A 19,609-nucleotide genomic window follows, 5' to 3' on the forward strand; every position below is an offset into this window, starting at 1 on the left:
AAACAGGCCGCCGGACGGCCCCGAAGCGTAGGACGGAGGCGGAATAGAGGCCTTGTGTTGCGGCGGTGCGACACCCCTCACAGCGTAAAATTTCGCCTTCCTGCCGCCAGCACCTCGTTCATGACCTCCTTCGCAAAAGAAACCCTGCCCATCAGTCTTGAAGAGGAAATGCGCAGTAGCTATCTCGATTACGCCATGAGCGTGATCGTCGGCCGAGCGCTTCCCGACGCCCGTGACGGCCTCAAGCCGGTGCACCGGCGCGTGCTCTACGCGATGCACGAACTCAACAACGACTGGAACCGGCCGTACAAGAAGTCGGCCCGTATCGTCGGTGACGTGATCGGTAAGTACCACCCGCACGGCGACCAGTCGGTCTACGACACCATCGTCCGGCTGGCCCAGGACTTCTCCATGCGCCACATGCTGGTCGACGGCCAGGGCAACTTCGGGTCGGTCGATGGAGACAACGCGGCCGCAATGCGCTATACGGAAATCCGGCTGGCCAAAATTGCGCACGAAATGCTGGCCGATATCGACAAGGAAACTGTCGACTTTCAGGACAATTACGACGGCTCCGAGAAAGAGCCGAAGGTGCTGCCGAGCCAGCTGCCCAATTTGCTGGTCAATGGCTCCGGCGGTATTGCGGTCGGCATGGCCACCAATATCCCGCCGCACAACCTGAACGAGGTCGTCGACGCCTGCCTGTACCTGCTTCGCAACCCCGAAGCCTCCATCGACGAATTGATGGAAATCGTGCCGGCGCCCGACTTCCCCACCGCCGGCATCATCTACGGCATCAACGGGGTGAAGGACGGCTACCGCACCGGCCGCGGCAAGGTCGTGATGCGCGCCAAGTGCCACTTCGAGGATATCGACCGCGGCCAGCGCCAGGCGATCATCGTCGACGAGCTCCCCTACCAGGTCAACAAGAAGACGCTGCAGGAGCGCATGGCCGAGCTGGTGCACGAGAAGAAGATCGAAGGCATCAGCCACATCCAGGACGAGTCGGACAAGTCGGGCATGCGCCTGGTGATCGAGCTCAAGCGCGGCGAAGTGCCTGAAGTGGTGCTCAACAACCTCTACAAGCAGACGCAGCTGCAGGACACCTTCGGCATCAACATGGTGGCGCTGGTCGACGGCCAGCCCAAGCTGTGCAACCTGAAGGACCTGATCCAGGTCTTCCTGCAGCACCGCCGCGAAGTGGTCACGCGCCGCACCGTCTTCAACCTGCGCAAGGCACGCGAGCGCGGCCACGTGCTCGAAGGCCTGGCGGTGGCGCTGGCGAACATCGACGAGTTCATCCGCATCATCCGCGAATCCCCCACGCCACCGGTCGCCAAGGCCGAGCTCATGACGCGCAGCTGGGACAGCAAGCTGGTGCGTGAAATGCTCACGCGCTCGCGCGCAGACGGCGGCGTGATCAACGCCGACGACTATCGCCCCGAAGGCCTCGAGCGCCAGTACGGCATGGGCGGCGACGGCCTCTATCGCCTCTCGGACACGCAGGCCCAGGAAATCCTGCAGATGCGCCTGCAGCGCCTGACCGGCCTCGAGCAGGACAAGATCGTGGCCGAGTACAAGGACGTCATGGCCGAGATCGACGACCTGCTCGACATCCTGGCCAAGCCCGAGCGCGTCTCGACCATCATCGGCGACGAGCTGGGCACCATCAAGCAGGAGTTCGGCCAGTCGAAGGTCGGCGCGCGCCGCAGCCTGGTGGAGCACAGCGCCTACGACCTCTCGACCGAAGACCTGATCACCCCGACCGACATGGTGGTGACGCTCTCGCACAGCGGCTACATCAAGAGCCAGCCGCTGGGCGAGTACCGTGCCCAGAAGCGCGGCGGCCGCGGCAAGCAGGCCACGGCCACCAAGGACGACGACTGGATCGACCAGCTCTTCATCGCCAACACGCACGACTACATCCTGTGTTTCTCGAACCGCGGCCGGCTGTACTGGCTCAAGGTGTGGGAAGTGCCGGCGGGTTCGCGCGGCTCGCGCGGCCGCCCGATCGTCAACATGTTCCCGCTGCAGGAAGGCGAGAAGATCAACGTCGCCCTCGCCCTCACCGGTGAAAAGCGCACCTTCCCGGCCGACCAGTACGTGTTCATGGCGACCTCGATGGGCACGGTCAAGAAGACCGCGCTCGACGAGTTCAACAACCCCCGCAAGGGCGGCATCATTGCCGTGAACCTCGACGAGGGCGACTACCTGATCGGCGCCGCCCTGACCGACGGCAAGCACGACGTGATGCTCTTCAGCGACGGCGGCAAGGCCGTGCGCTTCGACGAGGAAGACGTCCGCCCGCTGGGTCGCAATGCACGCGGCGTGCGCGGCATGTCGCTCGATCCGGGACAGGGCGTGATCGCCATGCTGGTGGCCGAGGACGAGCAGCAAAGCGTGCTCACCGCGACCGAAAACGGTTACGGAAAACGCACAAGCATTACGGAATACACGCGCCACGGCCGCGGAACCAAAGGCATGATCGCGATTCAACAGAGTGAGCGCAACGGCAAGGTCGTTGCCGCCACACTCGTGCATTCGGATGATGAGATCATGCTCATTACCGACAAGGGCGTGCTTGTACGCACGCGGGTTGCCGAAATTCGCGAACTGGGTCGTGCGACGCAAGGCGTCACGCTGATCGGGCTTGACGAAGGCGCCAAACTCAGCGGGCTGCAACGTATCGTCGAAAACGACGCGAATGGCGAAATCGAGCCTGACGCGGACGATACTTCCTCATCTTCAACGGAGAATCCTCAGTGAAAAAAATCAAACTCGCACTTCTGACGGTCGCCCTGGCTAGCAGTTCGATGGCCGCAATGGCCCAGGACAAGGCCACGCTCATCAAGCAGTTCATCGACATCCAGCGCCCCGGCATCGAATCGCTGGCGCGCGGCCTGGTCGAGCAATCGAGCGCTCCGATCGCACAGGCGGGTTCGCAGTACCTGCAGACGCAGGTGCCGGAAGCCAAGCGTGAGGCAGCCGCCAAGGCCGCCGACGCCGAGCTGAAGAAGTACTTCGACGACGCTTACCCGATCGTGCGCGACAAGGCAGTGCAACTGGCTCCTGGCGCCCTGACCCCCCTGCTCGAGCAGAACTTCAGCGAAGACGAGCTCAAGCAACTGCTGGCCTGGATCAACTCGCCCCTGAGCAAGAAGTACCAGGAACTGAACCCGAAGATGCAGACCGCCCTGACGGAAAAGCTGGTGGCCGACACGCGCGCCACCATCGAGCCCAAGATGCGCGCTCTCGACGAAAACGTCGCCAAGGCCCTCGGCGCCCCGACCGATGCTCCCGCCCCCGCCGCCAAGGCCCCGGCCAAGGCACCAGCCAAGAAGTAAAGCAACGTGACCCAGCAGCAGACGCCGGCCGGCAAGCGCCCCTACAACTTTTCGGCCGGTCCGGCTGCCATGCCGGAGGCGGTGCTGCAACGCGCCGCTTCCGAAATGCTCGACTGGCACGGCAGCGGCATGAGCGTGATGGAAATGAGCCATCGCGGCAAGGAATTCGGCTCGATCTGCACACAGGCCGAAGCCGACATCCGTGCGCTGCTGGCCGTGCCCTCCAATTTCCACATCCTGTTCATGCAGGGTGGCGGCCTCGGCGAGAACGCCATCGTTCCGCTGAACCTGTCGCGCGGCAAGACCGCCGACTTCGTCATCACCGGCAGCTGGAGCGCCAAGTCGCACAAGGAAGCGCAGCGCTATTGCACCGCGCGCGTGGTTGCCAGCAATGCCGACGACCAGCACACCAAGTTGCCAGATCCCGCGACCTGGCAGCTGTCCAAGGACGCCTCGTACGTGCATGTGTGCTCCAACGAGACCATCAACGGCATCGAGTTCCAGCAACTACCCGACCTGGCAGCGCTCGGCAGCAATGCCCCGCTGGTCATCGATTTCTCGTCGCACGTCGCCTCGCGCAGCGTCGACTGGAGCCGCGTTGGTCTGGCCTTCGGCGGCGCACAGAAGAACCTCGGCCCGGCCGGCCTGACCATCGTCGTCGTGCGCGACGACCTGCTCGGCCATGCCCTCGAAATCTGCCCGAGCGCGTTCAACTACAAGACCGTGGCCGACAACAACTCCATGTACAACACCCCGCCGACCTGGGGCATCTACATGGCTGGGCTCACGTTCCAGTGGCTGCTGCAGCAAAAGGAAGGCGATCTCACGGGCGTCGCGGCCATGGAGCAGCGCAACATCGCCAAGGCGAAGCTGCTGTACGACTTCATCGACGGCTCCGACTTCTACGCCAACCGCATCGACGCCGGCTGCCGCTCGCGCATGAACGTGCCGTTCTTCCTGGCGGACGAAGGCCGCAACGAAGCCTTCCTGGCCGGTGCACGCGAAGCCGGGTTGCTGCAGCTCAAGGGCCACAAGTCGGTCGGCGGCATGCGCGCCAGCATTTACAACGCCATGCCGCTGGAAGGGGTGCAGGCGCTGGTGGGCTACATGCGAGAATTCGAGCGATCGCATGCCTAGGCGCATGCTCCGCTCAGTTGCCCGCACCGATGACCGCCTCCGACTCCACACCACCCTCCTCTTCTTCCGATAACTCCGAGAGCCTGTCCGATCTGCGCGTGCAGATCGACTCGCTGGACCAGCGCCTGCTCAGCCTGCTCAACGAGCGGGCCCATGTGGCCGAGCTGGTCGGCGAGGTCAAGAAGCGCGAGGGCACGCCGTTCTTCCGCCCCGATCGCGTGGCGCAGGTCATCGACAAGATGCAGAAGAGCAACGGCGGTCCGCTCAAGGACCTCCATGTGGCGGCCATCTGGCGCGAAATCATGTCGGCCTGCCTGGCGCTCGAATCACCGCAGCGCGTTGCCGTTCTGGGCCCGGAGGGCACCTTCTGCGAACAGGCCGCCATCGAGTACTTCGGCGGTGCCGCCGACCTGATCTACTGCGCCAGCTTCGACGAGGTGTTCCACGCCACGGCCGCCGGCAGCGCCCAGTACGGCGTGGTCGGCGTCGAGAACTCGACCGAAGGCGTGGTGACGCGCTCGCTCGACCTGTTCCTGCACTCGCCCACCCATGTCGTCGGCGAAGTCAGCCTGCTGGTGCGCCACCACCTCCTGCGAAGCAGCAACTCGCTCGAAGGCGTGGAAGCCGTGCTGGCCCATCCGCAGGCGCTGGCACAGTGCCAGACCTGGCTGTCCAAGCATCTGCCGAATGCCGAACGGCGCGCCGTGTCGAGCAACGCCGAAGGCGCTCGCCTCGCATCGACCAATCCGGCCTGGGCCGCGCTGGCCGGCGAACGCGCCGCCACCCGCTTCGGCCTGCATATCGTGGCGCACGCCATCCAGGACGACTCATACAACCGCACCCGCTTTTCCGTCATCTGCCTGCCGCAGACCCTGGCCATGCCTCCGGCCTCGGGCCGCGACTGCACCAGCCTGATCGTCTCGGTGCCGAACCGGCCCGGCGCGGTGCACGACCTGCTCGTTCCGCTGAAGGCCAACAACGTGTCGATGACCCGCTTCGAGTCGCGCCCCGCGCGCACCGGCCAGTGGGAGTACTACTTCTACATCGACCTCGACGGCCACCCCTCGCAGCCCAACGTGGCCGCGGCGCTGGCCGAGCTGCGCGGACTCTGCGCCTTCTACAAGGTGCTGGGCGCCTACCCCGTCAAAGCCTGAGCGGCAGGCAGACACACAGCATGTTCGAACAACTGGGACTGATCGGCTGCGGCCTGATGGGCGGCTCCTTCGCGCTCGCGCTCAAGCGCGCGAAGCTGGTGAAACGCGTGGTGGGCTACAGCAAGTCGCCCTCCACCACCGAGCGGGCACGCCAGCTCGGCGTGATCGACGTGGCGGCGCCTTCAGCGCTGCTGGCGGTGTCGGGCGCCGACATCGTGCTGCTGGCGGTGCCTGTGGCCGCGTCGGAAGCCACCTTCAAGGCCATCCGCCACGGCATCGCGAGCGAAACGCTCGTGATGGACGTCGGCTCGACCAAGGGCGACGTGATCGAAGCCGCCCGCAACGGGCTGCAGCGCCAATTCGCGAACTTCGTGCCGGCGCACCCGATCGCGGGCAAGGAGCTGTCGGGCATCGAGCATGCCGAGGCCTCGCTCTTCACCGGCCGCCAGGTCGTGCTGACGCCCGTGAAGACCACGCTGCGCTCCAACGTGCAGCGGGCCTCCCAAGTGTGGAGCGGCATCGGCGCGCAAGTGGTCACCATGACGCACGAAGAGCACGACGCCGCTTTCGCCGCCGTGAGCCACCTGCCGCACCTGCTGGCCTTCGCATACACCAATGCCATCGCCACCCAGCCCCAGGGCGACCGCTTCCTGAGCCTCGCGGGCCCGGGCTTCCGCGATTTCTCGCGCATCGCCGCGAGCGACCCGGTCATGTGGCGCGACGTGCTGCTGGCCAACCGCGAACAGGTGCTGCAGCAGTCGCAGGCTTTCCGCAAGGCACTGGACGATCTCGAAGCGCTGATGGCCGCGGGCGACCTGCAAGCGCTGGAGCAAGCCATCGCCACCGCCAGCAAGGCCCGGGCAGCCTGGAAGCCGGCCACCGACACCTCGTCGCAGCAGCAGGACAACTGAGATGTTCTCGACCACCTTCCTCGACCTCCCGCCCCTCGCGGGCGCGGCCGGCACGGTGCGGCTGCCGGGCTCCAAGAGCATCTCCAACCGCGTGCTGCTGCTGGCGGCGCTCGCGAGCGGCACCACCACCATCCACGACCTGCTCGATTCCGACGACACGCGCGTGATGCTCACCGCGCTGCGCGCGCTCGGCTGCGGCATCGATCCCGACGGCAACACCCTGCGCATCACCGGCCTCGGCGGCCAGTTGAAGCCCAACGAGACGCTGCTGCCGCTGTTCCTCGGCAATGCCGGCACCGCGATGCGCCCGCTGACGGCCGCCCTGTCGCTGCTGGGCGGCGAATTCGAGCTGAGCGGCGTGCCGCGGATGCACGAGCGCCCCATCGGCGACCTGGTCGATGCGCTGAGCCAGCTCGGCTGCCGCATCGACTACCTCGGCAACCCCGGCTACCCGCCGCTGCGCATCCACCCGGTGCCGCACGGCGAGCTGGCACTCGACGCCCCGATCCGCGTGCGCGGCGACGTGTCGAGCCAGTTCCTGACCGCGCTGCTGCTGGCGCTGCCGCTGGCCGCCGCTGACGACATCGTGATCGAGGTGGTCGGCGAGCTGATCTCCAAGCCCTACATCGAGATCACGCTGAACCTGCTGGCGCGCTTCGGCATCCAGGTGCGGCGCGACGGCTGGGAGCGATTCACCATTCCGGCCGGCAGCCGCTACAGCTCGCCCGGCGACATCCACGTCGAGGCCGACGCCTCTTCTGCTAGCTATTTCATAGCACTGGGCGCCATTGCAACCGGCGTTTCCGGCAAGAACGGCGTCCGCATCGAGGGCGTGGGCGCCGATTCGATCCAGGGCGACATCCGCTTCATCGACGCTGCCCGCCAGATGGGCGCGCAGGTCGACAGCGGCCCCAACTGGCTCGAGGTGCGCCGCGGCGCATGGCCGCTCAAGGCCATCGACATCGACGCCAACCACATCCCCGACGCGGCGATGACGCTGGCCGTCATGGCGCTGTATGCCGACGGCCCGACCACGCTGCGCAACATCGCGAGCTGGCGCGTGAAGGAAACCGACCGCATCGATGCCATGGCCAACGAGCTGAAGAAGCTCGGCGCCGCCGTCGAGGCCGGGCCGGACTTCATCCGCGTGCACCCGTTGGCGCAGGCCGGCTGGCGTCCGGCGAGCATCCACACCTACGACGACCACCGCGTGGCCATGTGTTTCTCGCTCGCGGCGTTCAACCCGGCAGGGGTACCCGTGCGCGTGCTCGACCCGCATTGCGTCGCCAAGACCTTCCCCGATTATTTCGAGACCCTGTTCTCGGTGGCCGAGGCCTCGGAGGTGCCGGTGATCTGCATCGACGGTCCGACCGCCTCCGGCAAGGGCACGCTGGCGGCCGAAGTGGCGCGGCTGCTGGGCTACCACTACCTCGATTCGGGCTCGCTCTACCGCGTGACCGGCCTGGCCATGCGCCGCGCCGGTTTGAGCGCCGACAGCCAGCACGAAGCGCAGATCGCCGCCCTCGCCGCGGGCCTGCCCCTGCAGTTCACCGAAGGCAAGGTACTGCTGGCCGGCGAAGACGTCAGCGACGAGATCCGCACCGAGGCTGCCGGCATGGACGCCTCCCGCGTCTCCACGCTGCCCGCCGTGCGCGAGGCGCTGCTGGCCCTGCAGCAGCGCTTTCGCCAGCTGCCCGGCCTGGTGGCCGACGGCCGCGACATGGGCACCGTGATCTTCCCCGATGCGGCGCTCAAGGTGTTCCTCACGGCCAGCGCCGCCGAGCGCGCTGAACGGCGCCATAAGCAGTTGATTTCAAAGGGTATTTCGACTACACTCGACAGTCTTCGCTCCGACTTGGAAGCGCGTGATGCCCGGGATTCCTCCCGCAGCGTCGCCCCCCTCAAGCCGGCGCAGGACGCCCGCCATCTCGACAACTCCCAGCTGTCCATCGAGCAATCGATCGATCAGGTGTTGGACTGGTGGCAGCAAGTACAGCCTTTCAAGTCCGCTTGAAAAGCTGGCGCCAGACGGAATATCCAAAGGCGCATACCGCTCCAGCAGGCTCTCTTCGCGCGACAGCGCACCGGCCTGCTGGTTGTTCAACCAACCCGGGTTTATATCCAAAAAGCCCACAAAACCGCCGTCTACAGACCCACAGCAGCCGCACGCAATTTCGCATGAGCGCCTGCCAACCCTGCCTGACGGAAGGAACCATAAATGTCTGAATCTTTTGCCGACCTATTCGAAGAGTCCCTGAAGCGTTCCGAAATGCGCACCGGCGAGGTCATCACGGCCGAAGTCGTGCGTGTCGAACACAACCACGTCGTCGTCAACGCCGGTCTGAAGTCCGAAGCGTATGTGCCGATCGAAGAGTTCAAGAACGACAAGGGCGAACTCGAAGTTCAGGCCGGCGATTTCGTTTCCGTTGCCATCGGCAGCGTTGAAAACGGCTACGGCGACACCATCCTCTCGCGCGACACCGCCAAGCGTCTGGCTTCGTGGCTCGCCCTGGAGAAGGCGCTGGAATCTGGCGACTTCGTCACCGGCACCACCAGCGGCAAGGTCAAGGGCGGCCTCACGGTCCTGGTCAACGGCATCCGCGCGTTCCTGCCGGGCTCGCTGATCGACACGCGTCCGATCAAGGACCTGACCCCGTACGAGAACAAGACCCTCGAATTCAAGGTCATCAAGCTCGACCGCAAGCGCAACAACGTTGTGCTGTCGCGCCGTGCCGTGGTCGAAGCCAGCATGGGCGAAGAACGCGCCAAGCTGATGGAAACGCTGAAGGAAGGCGCAGTCGTGCGCGGCGTGGTCAAGAACATCACCGAATACGGTGCGTTCGTGGACCTCGGCGGCATCGACGGTCTGCTGCACATCACCGACATGGCATGGCGCCGCGTCCGCCACCCGAGCGAAGTCGTTCAGGCCGGCCAGGAAATCACCGCCAAGATCCTCAAGTTCGACACCGAAAAGAACCGTGTCTCGCTGGGTCTCAAGCAAATGGGCGACGACCCGTGGATGGGCGTTTCGCGCCGCTACCCGCAATCGACCCGCCTGTTCGGCAAGGTCACGAACATTGCCGACTACGGCGCGTTCGTCGAACTCGAACCCGGCATCGAAGGCCTGGTGCACGTCTCCGAAATGGACTGGACCAACAAGAACATCGCTCCGAACAAGATCGTCTCCCTGGGCGATGAAGTCGAAGTCATGGTCCTGGAAATCGACGAAGACAAGCGCCGCATCAGCCTGGGCATGAAGCAGTGCAAGGCCAACCCGTGGCAAGAGTTCGCTCAGAACACGAAGCGTGGCGACCGCGTCAAGGGCCCGATCAAGTCGATCACCGACTTCGGCGTGTTCGTGGGTCTGGCTGCCGGCATCGACGGCCTGGTTCACCTGTCCGACCTCTCGTGGAACGAAGCCGGCGAAACCGCCGTTCGCAACTACAAGAAGGGCCAGGAAGTCGAAGCGATCGTGCTGGCCGTGGACGTCGACCGCGAGCGCATCTCGCTGGGCATCAAGCAGCTCGACAGCGACCCGTTCACCACGTTCACCACCGTGAACGACAAGGGCCAGATCGTGACCGGCAAGGTCAAGACGGTTGACGCCCGCGGCGCTGAAATCGACCTCGGCGAAGACATCATCGGCTACCTGCGTGCTTCGGAAATCTCGCGCGATCGCGTCGAAGATGCCCGCAACGTGCTGAAGGAAGGCGACGAAGTCACCGCCATCGTCGTGAATGTGGATCGCAAGACCCGCAACATCCAGCTGTCGATCAAGCAGAAGGACATGGTCGACGAACAAGGCGCCATGGCCAGCCTGAGCCAGCAGTCGGCACGCGAAAACGCGGGCACGACCAGCCTGGGCGCACTGCTGCGCGCCAAGCTCGACAACAGCGAAAACAAGTAAGCTGAGTCCGGAGACAGAGCAGGCCCTGGGGCCGCTCTGTCTTTTTTTTCGTCCACGTTTTTGTTTGGCCTATGACCCGCTCAGACCTCGTCGAAGAACTCGCAGCCCGCTTTGCGCAACTGACGCACCGCGACGCCGAATACGCCGTCAAGACCATCCTCGACGCGATGAGCGACGCACTGGTGCGCGGGCACCGCATCGAGATCCGTGGCTTCGGCAGCTTCTCGGTCAACCGCCGTCCGCCGCGCATCGGCCGCAACCCGCGTTCGGGCGAGAGCGTGCAGATTCCCGAAAAACGGGTGCCGCACTTCAAGCCCGGCAAGGCGCTGCGCGAGGCCGTGGATGCCAAGACAGCCGAACTGGACGCGGGCAAGGAAGCCAAGGCCCGCAAGGCCTGAATCGCAGACGATGAGAATGCCTGCAAACGTAGAATGCTCCCGGCAACGGGAACGGCTATGAAATACCTCCTGTGGCTGCTCAAGGCAGCCATTTTTTTTACGCTCTTCGCCTTCGCGCTGAACAACCAGCACGACGCGACCGTCTATTTCTTCTTCGGCACCTACTGGCGAGCACCACTGGTGCTCGTCGTGCTCGCGGCCTTTGCCGGCGGGCTCGTGGTGGGCGCGCTCGGCATGCTGCCGGGCTGGTGGAAGCACCGCACAGCGGCGGCGCAATTGCCTGCCGTTCCTTCCGAAACACCGTCCCCCGCCGTGGCATCGGCGGCCGTGACCGCCCCTGCAGCGGCCCAGCCCACTTCCGCCCCCGACCTTCCCGCCGTACGTCAACATGGACTTTGATCCCAGCTGGCTGCTGATCGGCCTGCCCATCGCCTTCGTGCTGGGCTGGCTTGCATCGCGCTTCGACATCCGCCAGCTCAAGCTCGAGAACAGGCAAGCCCCCAAGGCCTACTTTCGCGGCCTGAACTTCCTGCTCAACGAGCAGCAGGACCAGGCCATCGACGCCTTCATCGAGGCCGTGCAGAACGACCCCGACACGCAGGAGCTGCACTTCGCCCTCGGCAACCTGTTCCGCCGCCGCGGCGAATACCAGCGCGCCGTGCGCGTGCATGAGCACCTGCTGGGCCGCGGCGACCTCAGCCGCAGCGACCGCGAACGAGCGCAGCACGCGCTGGCGCAGGACTTCCTGCGCGCCGGCCTGCTCGACCGCGCCGAAGCCGCATTGCAGAAACTCGAAGGCACGCGCTACGAGAACGAGGCCCGGCTGTCGTTGCTGGCCATCTACGAGCGCTCGCGCGAATGGGCGCAAGCCGCCGACGTGGCCCAGAAGCTCGACGAGTCCGATCAGGCGAGCTACGCCACGCGACGCGCGCACCACCTTTGCGAGCAGGCCACCGAACGCGTCGCTGCCAGCGACCTGCCCGGCGCCACCAAGCTGCTCGCGCAGGCCGTCGAGCTGGCGCCGCAGGCGCCGCGTCCCGCCATCGACACCGCCAATCTTCAGCTGCGCAAGAGCGAACCGGCCGCGGCCTTCGACACCCTCGTGGCGCTCAGCGAAACCGCGCCGCTCGCGCTGCCGCTCTATGCCGCCACGCTGCAGCAGGCGGCCGTCGGCGCACACCGCGAAGGCGAGGCGCTCGCGTTGCTGCAGCGGCGCTATGTCGAATCGCCATCGATCGACGTGCTCGAGGCGCTGATCGCACTCGGCGGCACGCCCTCCGCCACCGCCGAAGATCCGCAGCCCACGCCGCGCGACGGCTACATTGCCCACCTCGCGCAGCAGCCTTCGCTGGTGGCCGCATCGCGCTGGCTCGCTGGCGAACGCTTCGAGCACGAGCAGTTCCATCCGCAGGTGCAGCGTGCGCTCGACCAAGCCACCCGCCCGCTGATGCGCTACCGCTGTGCGGCCTGCGGCTTCGAGGCGCACCAGTACTTCTGGCACTGCCCAGGTTGCCAGGCGTGGGACAGCTATCCACCCCGCCGCGTGGAAGAACTCTGACCACAATTCAGAACAATAGTCACCCTGAGGCCATTGCGGTCCAAGGGCGTCAACGCTCCGCTCCCTGACCCCGTTGTGCCCGGGCCGACGTGCTTGTCGGCTGTCTGTCACATCAACAAATCACAGGGAGTTTTCAAATGTTCAAGAAGTTGTTGGCCACCACGGCCATGCTGTTCGCCATCACCTCGTTCGCAGCGGTCGATGCCAACAAAGGCACCGTCGCCGAACTCGACGGCCTCAAGGGTGTCGGGCCCTCCATGTCGAAGCGCATCATCGACGCGCGCAAGGAAAAGGAATTCAAGGACTGGCCCGACTTCATGCAGCGCGTGAAGGGCGTGAAGGAAAAGAAGGCCGCCAAGCTGTCGGCAGACGGCCTGACAGTCAACGGCAAGAGCTTCGACGGCGCCGCTCCCGCGGCCTCGAAGGAAACGAAGGCGCCGAAGGCCGCCAAGTCCTGATCCCGCACTCGCATCCATGCAGAGCAAAGCCGCCTCCGGGCGGCTTTTTCATGCGCGCGCCGAGGCAGGGAAATGCCTCAGAGATGGCCCGGAATTTGCACGTATGCTCATTTTCGTTTTCACTTTCATACGTTCCGGAGCGCTCATGAATCACAAGTTCGGCATTGCCCTCGTTGGCCTGACCCTCGGCGCCGCAGCCTTCGCGCAAACCAAGTGGGACCTGCCTACCGCCTACCCGGCGAGCAACTTCCACACGGAGAACATCACCCAGTTCGCGAGCGACGTGGACAAGGGCAGCGGCGGCAAGCTCAAGATCACGGTGCACTCCAACGCCTCGCTGTTCAAGGCGCCCGAGATCAAGCGCGCGGTGCAAGGCGGCCAGGCTCAGCTCGGCGAGATCCTCCTGGTGAACTATCAGAATGAATGGCAGATGTTCGGCGCCGACGGCATTCCGTTCCTCGCCGACAGCTACGACGCCGCATGGAAGCTCTACCAGGCACAGAAGCCTGCGCTCGAGAAGAAGCTGGCCGAGCAAGGCATCGTGCTGCTCTACACGGTGGCCTGGCCGCCGCAAGGCATCTTCGTGAAGAAGGAAATCGCATCGGCGGCCGACCTGAAAGGCGTGAAGTGGCGCGCGTACAGCCCCGCCACCGCACGCATCGGCGAACTCGTCGGCGCGCAGCCCGTCACGGTCCAGCAGGCGGAGCTGTCGCAAGCCATGGCCACCGGCGTGATCGAGTCGTACATGTCCTCGGGCTCCACCGGCTACGACACCAAGACCTACGAATACATCAAGAATTTCTACGACACCCAGGCCTGGCTGCCGAAGAACGCGGTGCTCATGAACAAGAAGGCTTTCGACGCGCTCGACAAGCCCACGCAAGACGCGGTGCTCAAGGCCGCGGCGGATGCCGAGAAGCGCGGATGGGACCTGTCGAAGAAGAAGAACCTCGAATACCTCGACCTGCTCAAGAAGAACGGCATGACGGTGCACGTTCCTTCGGCGCAGCTCAAGGCAGACATGAAGAAGGTCGGAGACACCATGATCAAGGAGTGGACCGAGAAGGCCGGCGCCGAAGGCCAGGCTGTCGTCGACGCCTACAAGAAGATGTGAGGCGGGCTCGAGCTGCACCCGATGCGCAAGACGCTTGATCTTCTCTACATGAGCGCCGCCGCATTGGCGGCGCTTTTCATGGTCGGCCTGCTGGCGATGGTGCTCCTGTCCATCCTTGGCCGCCAACTCCATTTCAACATTCCCGGCATCGACGCCTACGCCGGCTACCTCATGGCCGGCGCGGGCTTCCTGGCGCTCTCGCACACGCTCAAGCGCGGCGAGCACATCCGCGTGACGCTGGTGCTGCAGAACCTGCCGCCCGCAGCCCAGCGCTGGCTCGAACGCTGGGCCATGGGTGCCGCAGCACTGCTCGCGCTGCTCTTTGCGTGGTACAGCGTGCGCCTGGCCTGGCAATCGTTCGACTACCACGACATCTCCACCGGCAACGACGCCACGCCGCTGTGGCTGCCCCAGCTGTCGATGGCGCTCGGCGCCATCGTGTTCGCCGTTGCGTCGCTGGACGAGTTCGTGATCGAGTGGCGCGGCCGCCCCGCCAAGGCCGCCGAGACGGAGGCGCTTCGCCATGAGTGACATCGCCGTTGCAGGCCTCCTGATCGCCGCGCTGTTCCTCATCCTGGGCAGCGGCGTCTGGATCGGACTCACGCTCTCGGGCGTGGCATGGATCGCCATGCAGATCTTCTCGTCCCGCCCAGCCGGGGACGCCATGGCCGTGACCATCTGGGGATCGGCCTCGAGCTGGACGCTCACCGCACTGCCGCTGTTCGTGTGGATGGGCGAGATCCTGTTTCGCACACGGCTCTCGCAAGACATGTTCAAGGGCCTCGCGCCCTGGATGCAAAGCCTGCCGGGGCGGCTGCTTCACACCAACGTGGTGGGGTGCGCGGTGTTCGCGGCCGTGTCGGGCTCGAGCGCGGCCACCTGCGCCACCATCGGCAAGATGAGCCTGCCCGAACTCAAGCGCCGCGGCTACCCCGACGACATGGTCATCGGCACGCTGGCCGGCGCCGGCACGCTCGGCCTGCTGATTCCGCCGTCGATCATCATGATCGTCTACGGGGTGAGCGCGGACGTGTCGATCGCGCGGCTGTTCATCGCGGGCGTGATCCCGGGCATCCTGCTCGCGGTGCTGTTCTCGGGCTACATCGTGTTCTGGGCCTTGCGCCACCCCGACCGGGTGCCGCCCGCCGACGCGAAGCTGCCCTTCGTGGAAAAGCTCAAGGCCTCGATGTCGCTGATTCCGGTGGCCCTGCTCATCCTGTCGGTGCTCGGCTCGATCTACGCGGGCATCGCCACGGCAACCGAGGCGGCTGCCGTGGGAGTGGTCGGCGCGATGGTCATCTCGGGCGTGCAGGGCTCGCTGAACTGGCACAGCTTCAAGGAAGCGCTGCTCGGCGCCACGCGGCTGTATTGCATGATGGCGCTGATCCTCGCGGGCGCTGCCTTCCTCACGCTGGCCATGGGCTACATCGGCCTGCCGAGGCACCTGGCCGAATGGATCGGCTCGCTCGGCCTGTCGAAGTTCCAGCTCATCCTGATGCTGGCCGCCTTCTACGTCGTGCTCGGCTGCTTCCTCGACGGCATCTCGATGGTGGTGCTGACCATGGGCGTGATCATGCCGACCGTCACCGCGGCCGGCATCGACCCGGTCTGGTTCGGCATCTTCATCGTGCTTGTGGTCGAGATGGCGCAAATCACACCGCCGGTAGGCTTCAACCTGTTCGTGCTGCAGGGCATGACGGGCAAGGACCTGCTCTACATCGCGCGCGTGACGCTGCCGATGTTCTTCCTGATGGTGGCGGCCGTGCTGATCATCTACTTCGTGCCGCAGCTGGTGACCTGGCTGCCGCAGCAGATGGCGCCCTGAGGCGCCCGTGGAGCGGCGCGACAATAGCCAGATGCTGCTTCCGGTTCTTGCCATCTGTGTCGGCGCCTCGCTGGGCGCCCTGTCGCGCTGGGGCCTTGCCCTCTGGTTCGGCGCCGGCGGGCTCATGCCCTGGGGCACCCTGGCCGCCAACCTGATCGGGGGCTACCTCATCGGGCTGGCCATTGCCACGTTCCAGCTCCTGCCCAACCTCGATCCAGTCTGGCGCCTGGCCCTGGTGACCGGCTTCCTGGGCGGCCTCACCACCTTCTCGAGCTTCTCGGCCGAAGTCACGACCATGCTGCTCGAAGGCCGGCTCGGCGTGGCAATGCTCACCGCGGCGGCGCATCTTGGAGGCTCCCTCTTCCTGACATGGCTCGGCATACGCACAGTGCAGGCGTTCTCGGGTTGACCCCTTCATGAAAACCTGAAAACTGCCTTATGTCTTGCGGTTATAGATAAGGCCTTTGATAGGGGCCGCCGATAGAATCAACCACAATGCCCCTGGTCTTTCTCGTCGCACTCCCATTCATTGCCAGCGTGCTGGCCGCGTTGATGCCCTCCAACGCGCGCAACAGGGAGTCGACGCTCGCGGGGCTCGTCGCGCTGGGCTGCGCCATCCAGGCCGCATGGTTCTTTCCGCAGATCGCGCACGGCAATGTGCTGCGCCAAGAGATCGAATGGCTCCCGGCTCTCGGCCTGAACCTCGTTTTCCGCATGGACGGCTTCGCATGGCTGTTCTGCATGCTGGTGCTGGGCATCGGCGCGCTGGTGGTGCTCTACGCGCGCTACTACATGTCGGCCTCCGACCCGGTGCCGCGCTTCTTCTCGTTCTTCCTCGCGTTCATGGGCGCGATGATGGGCGTGGTGCTCTCGGGCAACCTCATCCAGATGGTGCTGTTCTGGGAGCTCACCAGCCTGTTCTCCTTCCTGCTGATCGGCTACTGGCACCACCGCCGCGACGCGCGGCGCGGCGCGCGCATGGCGCTCACCGTGACCGGCGCGGGCGGGCTGTGCCTGCTGGCCGGCGTGCTGGTGCTGGGCCGCATCGTCGGCAGCTACGAACTCGACGTGGTGCTGGCCTCGGGCGACCTGATCCGCGCGCATGCGCTCTACCCGACCGCGCTGGTGCTGGTGCTGCTCGGCGCCTTCACCAAGAGCGCGCAGTTCCCGTTCCACTTCTGGCTGCCGCGCGCCATGGCCGCGCCCACGCCGGTGTCGGCCTACCTGCATTCGGCCACCATGGTGAAGCTGGGCGTGTTCCTGATGGCGCGGCTGTGGCCCGTGCTCTCGGGCACCGAGCAATGGTTCTGGCTGGTGGGCGGCGCTGGCGCCATCACGCTGCTGCTGGGCGGCTTCATCGCCATGTTCCAGCGCGACCTGAAGGCGCTGCTGGCCTACTCGACCATCTCGCACCTCGGACTCATCACGCTGCTGCTGGGGCTGAACAGCCCGCTGGCTGCCGTGGCCGCCGTCTTCCACGTGATGAACCACGCGACCTTCAAGGCTTCGCTGTTCATGGCGGCCGGCATCATCGACCATGAGACCGGCACGCGCGACATCCGCAAGCTCAGCGGCCTGATGCGGCTCATGCCCATCACGGGCACGCTGGCCATCATCGCCAGCGCCTCGATGGCCGGCGTGCCGCTGCTCAACGGTTTTCTCTCGAAGGAAATGTTCTTCGCCGAGACGGTGTTCATCCAGGCGACACCGTGGGTCGATTTCAGCCTGCCGGTGATCGCCACCATCGCCGGTATCTTCAGCGTGGCGTATTCGGCGCGCTTCGTGTTCGACGTGTTCTTCGGCCCGCCCTGCGGCGACGAGGTGCCAAAGCACCCGCACGAGCCGCCGCACTGGATGCGCGTGCCGGTCGAGCTGCTGGTGCTGGTGTGCCTTGTGGTGGGCGTGGCGCCGGCATGGTCCGTCGGCCCGATGCTCGCGGCCGCGGCATCGCCCGTGGTCGGCGGCACGCTGCCGGAATACAGCCTGTCCGTGTGGCACGGCTTCAACCTGCCGCTGGTGATGAGCTTCGTGGCACTGCTGGGCGGCGCCATGCTGTACCTGCTGCAGCGCCGCCAGCGCGCGGGCGGCGGCCTTGAAAACACACCGCTGCTGCACCGCTTCGACGGCCAGGTCATCTTCGAGCACCTGCTCGCGCTGCTGAGCGAAGCCGGCCGCCGCAGCCGCCGCCTGTTCGGCACCAAGCGCATGCAGTGGCAATTGCTGCTGCTCGTGGTGGTGGCCGTGGCGGGCGCGGCCGCCTCACTATGGGCCACGCCCGCAGCGCCCGGCACGCGCGAGCCGCTGCCCTTCTCGCCGATGTTCGCAATGACCTGGCTCATCGGCGGCACCTGCGCGGTGGCCGCCGCCTGGCAGGCCAAGTTCCACCGGCTCGCGGCGCTGATGCTCGCCTCCGGCGCGGGGCTGGTCTCGTGCGTGACCTACATCTGGTTTTCCGCGCCCGACCTCGCGCTGACGCAACTGGTGGTCGAGGCGGTGACCACGGTGCTGATCCTGCTGGGCCTGCGCTGGCTGCCGATGCGCAGCAAGGACGTCATTCAAACTGCACGCGCGCGGCTGCGACCGTGGGGCCGGCGCGGGCGCGACCTGCTGGTGGCCACCATCGCCGGCGGCGGCATGGCCGCGCTGGCCTGGGCCATGATGACGCGGACCTTCCCGCAGAGCATCTCCCCCTTCTTCCTCGAACGCGCGCTCACCGAAGGCGGCGGCACCAATGTCGTCAACGTGATGCTGGTCGACTTCCGCGGCTTCGACACCTTCGGCGAGATCACCGTGCTGGGCATCGTGGCGCTCACCGTCTATGCGCTGCTGCGGCGCTTTCGCCCCGCGATCGAATCGATGGCGCTGCCGATACAGCAACGCCTGCAGGTCGACGACGGCAGCAGCGACCTGCTGAACCCGCGCCGCGCCAAGGACACCGCCGTGGGCTACCTGATGGTGCCGGCCGTGCTGGTGCGGCTGGTGCTGCCGCTGGCGGTGCTGGTGTCGGTCTACTTCTTCATGCGCGGCCACAACGCGCCGGGCGGGGGCTTCGTCGCCGGGCTGGTGATGTCGGTCGCGCTGGTGCTGCAGTTCATCGTGTCGGGCACCGAGTGGGTGGAAGAGCACTTGCGCATCTACCCGCGCCGCTGGATCGCCATCGGCCTGCTGTTCGCGCTCACCACCGGCAGCGGCGCGGTGGTGTTCGGCTACCCCTTCCTGACCACGCACACCGCGCACCTGCACCTGCCGCTGCTGGGCGAAGTGCACGTGCCCAGCGCCCTCTTCTTCGACATCGGCGTGTTCGCGCTGGTGCTCGGCGCCACCATGCTGATCCTGACCGCGCTGGCCCACCAGTCCATACGAAGCCACCGCTGGGCCGACGAACAGGCCGAGAAAGAAGCCGAAGCGGCCGCCCTCGCCGCCGGAGGGGCCCGCTGATGGAGGCCGTGCTCGCACTCGCCATCGGCGTGCTCACCGGCTCGGGCGTCTACATGCTGCTGCGCCCGCGCACCTTCCAGGTCATCATGGGCCTGACGCTGATCTCCTACGCGGTCAACCTGTTCATCTTCAGCATGGGCCGGCTCAAGGTCGACAGCGAGCCGGTGCTCATCAAGGGCTTCGAAGCTACGCTGGCCAACACGGCCGACCCGATGCCGCAGGCGCTGGTGCTCACGGCCATCGTGATCGGCTTCGCGATGACTGCGCTGTTCCTCGTCGTGATGCTCGCCTCGCGCGGCCTCACCGGCACCGACCATGTGGACGGTGAAGAACGGCAGGAGGCAGAGTGACGGACGTTTTTCACC

Annotated in this window: 17 protein-coding genes; all 17 read left to right on the forward strand. The window is 65.9% G+C overall.

From position 1 onward, the window contains the following. The first annotated feature begins 120 nt into the window (after window positions 1–120). The 17 genes from gyrA (at window position 121) to ACQY8B_RS16070 (ending at window position 19,594) form a co-directional block, all read left to right on the forward strand. The gene (gene gyrA / locus ACQY8B_RS15990) at window positions 121–2,766 is read left to right on the forward strand and encodes a DNA gyrase subunit A (RefSeq protein ID WP_422087614.1); all 2,646 of its coding nucleotides are present in this window, start codon (window positions 121–123) and stop codon (window positions 2,764–2,766) included. Then, complete coding sequence (locus tag ACQY8B_RS15995; protein WP_422087615.1) at window positions 2,763–3,344, forward strand: DUF2059 domain-containing protein; 582 nt, start codon at window positions 2,763–2,765, stop codon at window positions 3,342–3,344. The genes gyrA and ACQY8B_RS15995 overlap by 4 nt, the downstream gene beginning before the upstream one ends. Window positions 3,345–3,413: 69 nt before the next feature. Next, window positions 3,414–4,481 carry a 3-phosphoserine/phosphohydroxythreonine transaminase gene (serC, locus tag ACQY8B_RS16000; protein ID WP_422089059.1) on the forward strand — a complete coding sequence of 356 codons (1,068 nt, stop codon included), beginning with the start codon at window positions 3,414–3,416 and terminating at the stop codon, window positions 4,479–4,481. 29 nt (window positions 4,482–4,510) lie between these two features. After that, complete coding sequence (gene pheA, locus ACQY8B_RS16005) at window positions 4,511–5,635, forward strand: prephenate dehydratase (protein ID WP_422087616.1); 1,125 nt, start codon at window positions 4,511–4,513, stop codon at window positions 5,633–5,635. 20 nt (window positions 5,636–5,655) lie between these two features. Next, entirely contained in the window at window positions 5,656–6,546 is an 891-nt protein-coding gene (locus ACQY8B_RS16010; protein WP_422087617.1) for a prephenate dehydrogenase, read from the forward strand. Between the two features lies 1 nt (window position 6,547). Next, window positions 6,548–8,560, forward strand: coding sequence for a bifunctional 3-phosphoshikimate 1-carboxyvinyltransferase/cytidylate kinase (locus tag ACQY8B_RS16015; protein WP_422087618.1), 2,013 nt, complete (start codon window positions 6,548–6,550; stop codon window positions 8,558–8,560). A 204-nt stretch (window positions 8,561–8,764) separates the two neighbouring features. Beyond that, window positions 8,765–10,453, forward strand: a complete 1,689-nt coding sequence (gene rpsA, locus ACQY8B_RS16020) for a 30S ribosomal protein S1 (protein ID WP_422087619.1) — start codon at window positions 8,765–8,767, stop codon at window positions 10,451–10,453. A gap of 71 nt (window positions 10,454–10,524) precedes the next feature. Further along, window positions 10,525–10,851, forward strand: coding sequence for an integration host factor subunit beta (locus ACQY8B_RS16025; protein ID WP_093236803.1), 327 nt, complete (start codon window positions 10,525–10,527; stop codon window positions 10,849–10,851). A gap of 57 nt (window positions 10,852–10,908) precedes the next feature. After that, window positions 10,909–11,250 (forward strand): LapA family protein, encoded by a 342-nt coding sequence (locus tag ACQY8B_RS16030; RefSeq protein ID WP_422087620.1) that lies wholly within the window; start codon window positions 10,909–10,911, stop codon window positions 11,248–11,250. Beyond that, on the forward strand, window positions 11,240–12,409 hold the full coding sequence (gene lapB, locus ACQY8B_RS16035) for a lipopolysaccharide assembly protein LapB (RefSeq protein ID WP_422087621.1): 1,170 nt from the start codon (window positions 11,240–11,242) through the stop codon (window positions 12,407–12,409). Before ACQY8B_RS16030 ends, lapB begins: the two co-directional genes overlap by 11 nt. Window positions 12,410–12,546: 137 nt before the next feature. Beyond that, on the forward strand, window positions 12,547–12,867 hold the full coding sequence (locus ACQY8B_RS16040; RefSeq protein WP_422087622.1) for a ComEA family DNA-binding protein: 321 nt from the start codon (window positions 12,547–12,549) through the stop codon (window positions 12,865–12,867). A 145-nt stretch (window positions 12,868–13,012) separates the two neighbouring features. Continuing rightward, window positions 13,013–13,981, forward strand: coding sequence for a TRAP transporter substrate-binding protein (locus tag ACQY8B_RS16045; RefSeq protein ID WP_422087623.1), 969 nt, complete (start codon window positions 13,013–13,015; stop codon window positions 13,979–13,981). A 21-nt stretch (window positions 13,982–14,002) separates the two neighbouring features. Then, window positions 14,003–14,512: a TRAP transporter small permease gene (locus ACQY8B_RS16050; RefSeq protein WP_422087624.1), complete on the forward strand. Its 510-nt coding sequence runs from the start codon at window positions 14,003–14,005 to the stop codon at window positions 14,510–14,512. Beyond that, on the forward strand, window positions 14,505–15,806 hold the full coding sequence (locus tag ACQY8B_RS16055; RefSeq protein WP_422087625.1) for a TRAP transporter large permease: 1,302 nt from the start codon (window positions 14,505–14,507) through the stop codon (window positions 15,804–15,806). The genes ACQY8B_RS16050 and ACQY8B_RS16055 overlap by 8 nt, the downstream gene beginning before the upstream one ends. 31 nt (window positions 15,807–15,837) lie before the next feature. Continuing rightward, window positions 15,838–16,215 carry a fluoride efflux transporter CrcB gene (gene crcB, locus ACQY8B_RS16060; RefSeq protein ID WP_422087626.1) on the forward strand — a complete coding sequence of 126 codons (378 nt, stop codon included), beginning with the start codon at window positions 15,838–15,840 and terminating at the stop codon, window positions 16,213–16,215. Between the two features lie 86 nt (window positions 16,216–16,301). Continuing rightward, the gene (locus tag ACQY8B_RS16065) at window positions 16,302–19,244 is read left to right on the forward strand and encodes a monovalent cation/H+ antiporter subunit A (protein ID WP_422087627.1); all 2,943 of its coding nucleotides are present in this window, start codon (window positions 16,302–16,304) and stop codon (window positions 19,242–19,244) included. Further along, window positions 19,244–19,594 (forward strand): Na+/H+ antiporter subunit C, encoded by a 351-nt coding sequence (locus ACQY8B_RS16070; protein WP_422087628.1) that lies wholly within the window; start codon window positions 19,244–19,246, stop codon window positions 19,592–19,594. The genes ACQY8B_RS16065 and ACQY8B_RS16070 overlap by 1 nt, the downstream gene beginning before the upstream one ends. The last annotated feature ends 15 nt before the right edge of the window (window positions 19,595–19,609 follow it).

Source organism: Variovorax sp., from assembly GCF_965279555.1.
Taxonomy (GTDB): domain Bacteria; phylum Pseudomonadota; class Gammaproteobacteria; order Burkholderiales; family Burkholderiaceae_C; genus Variovorax.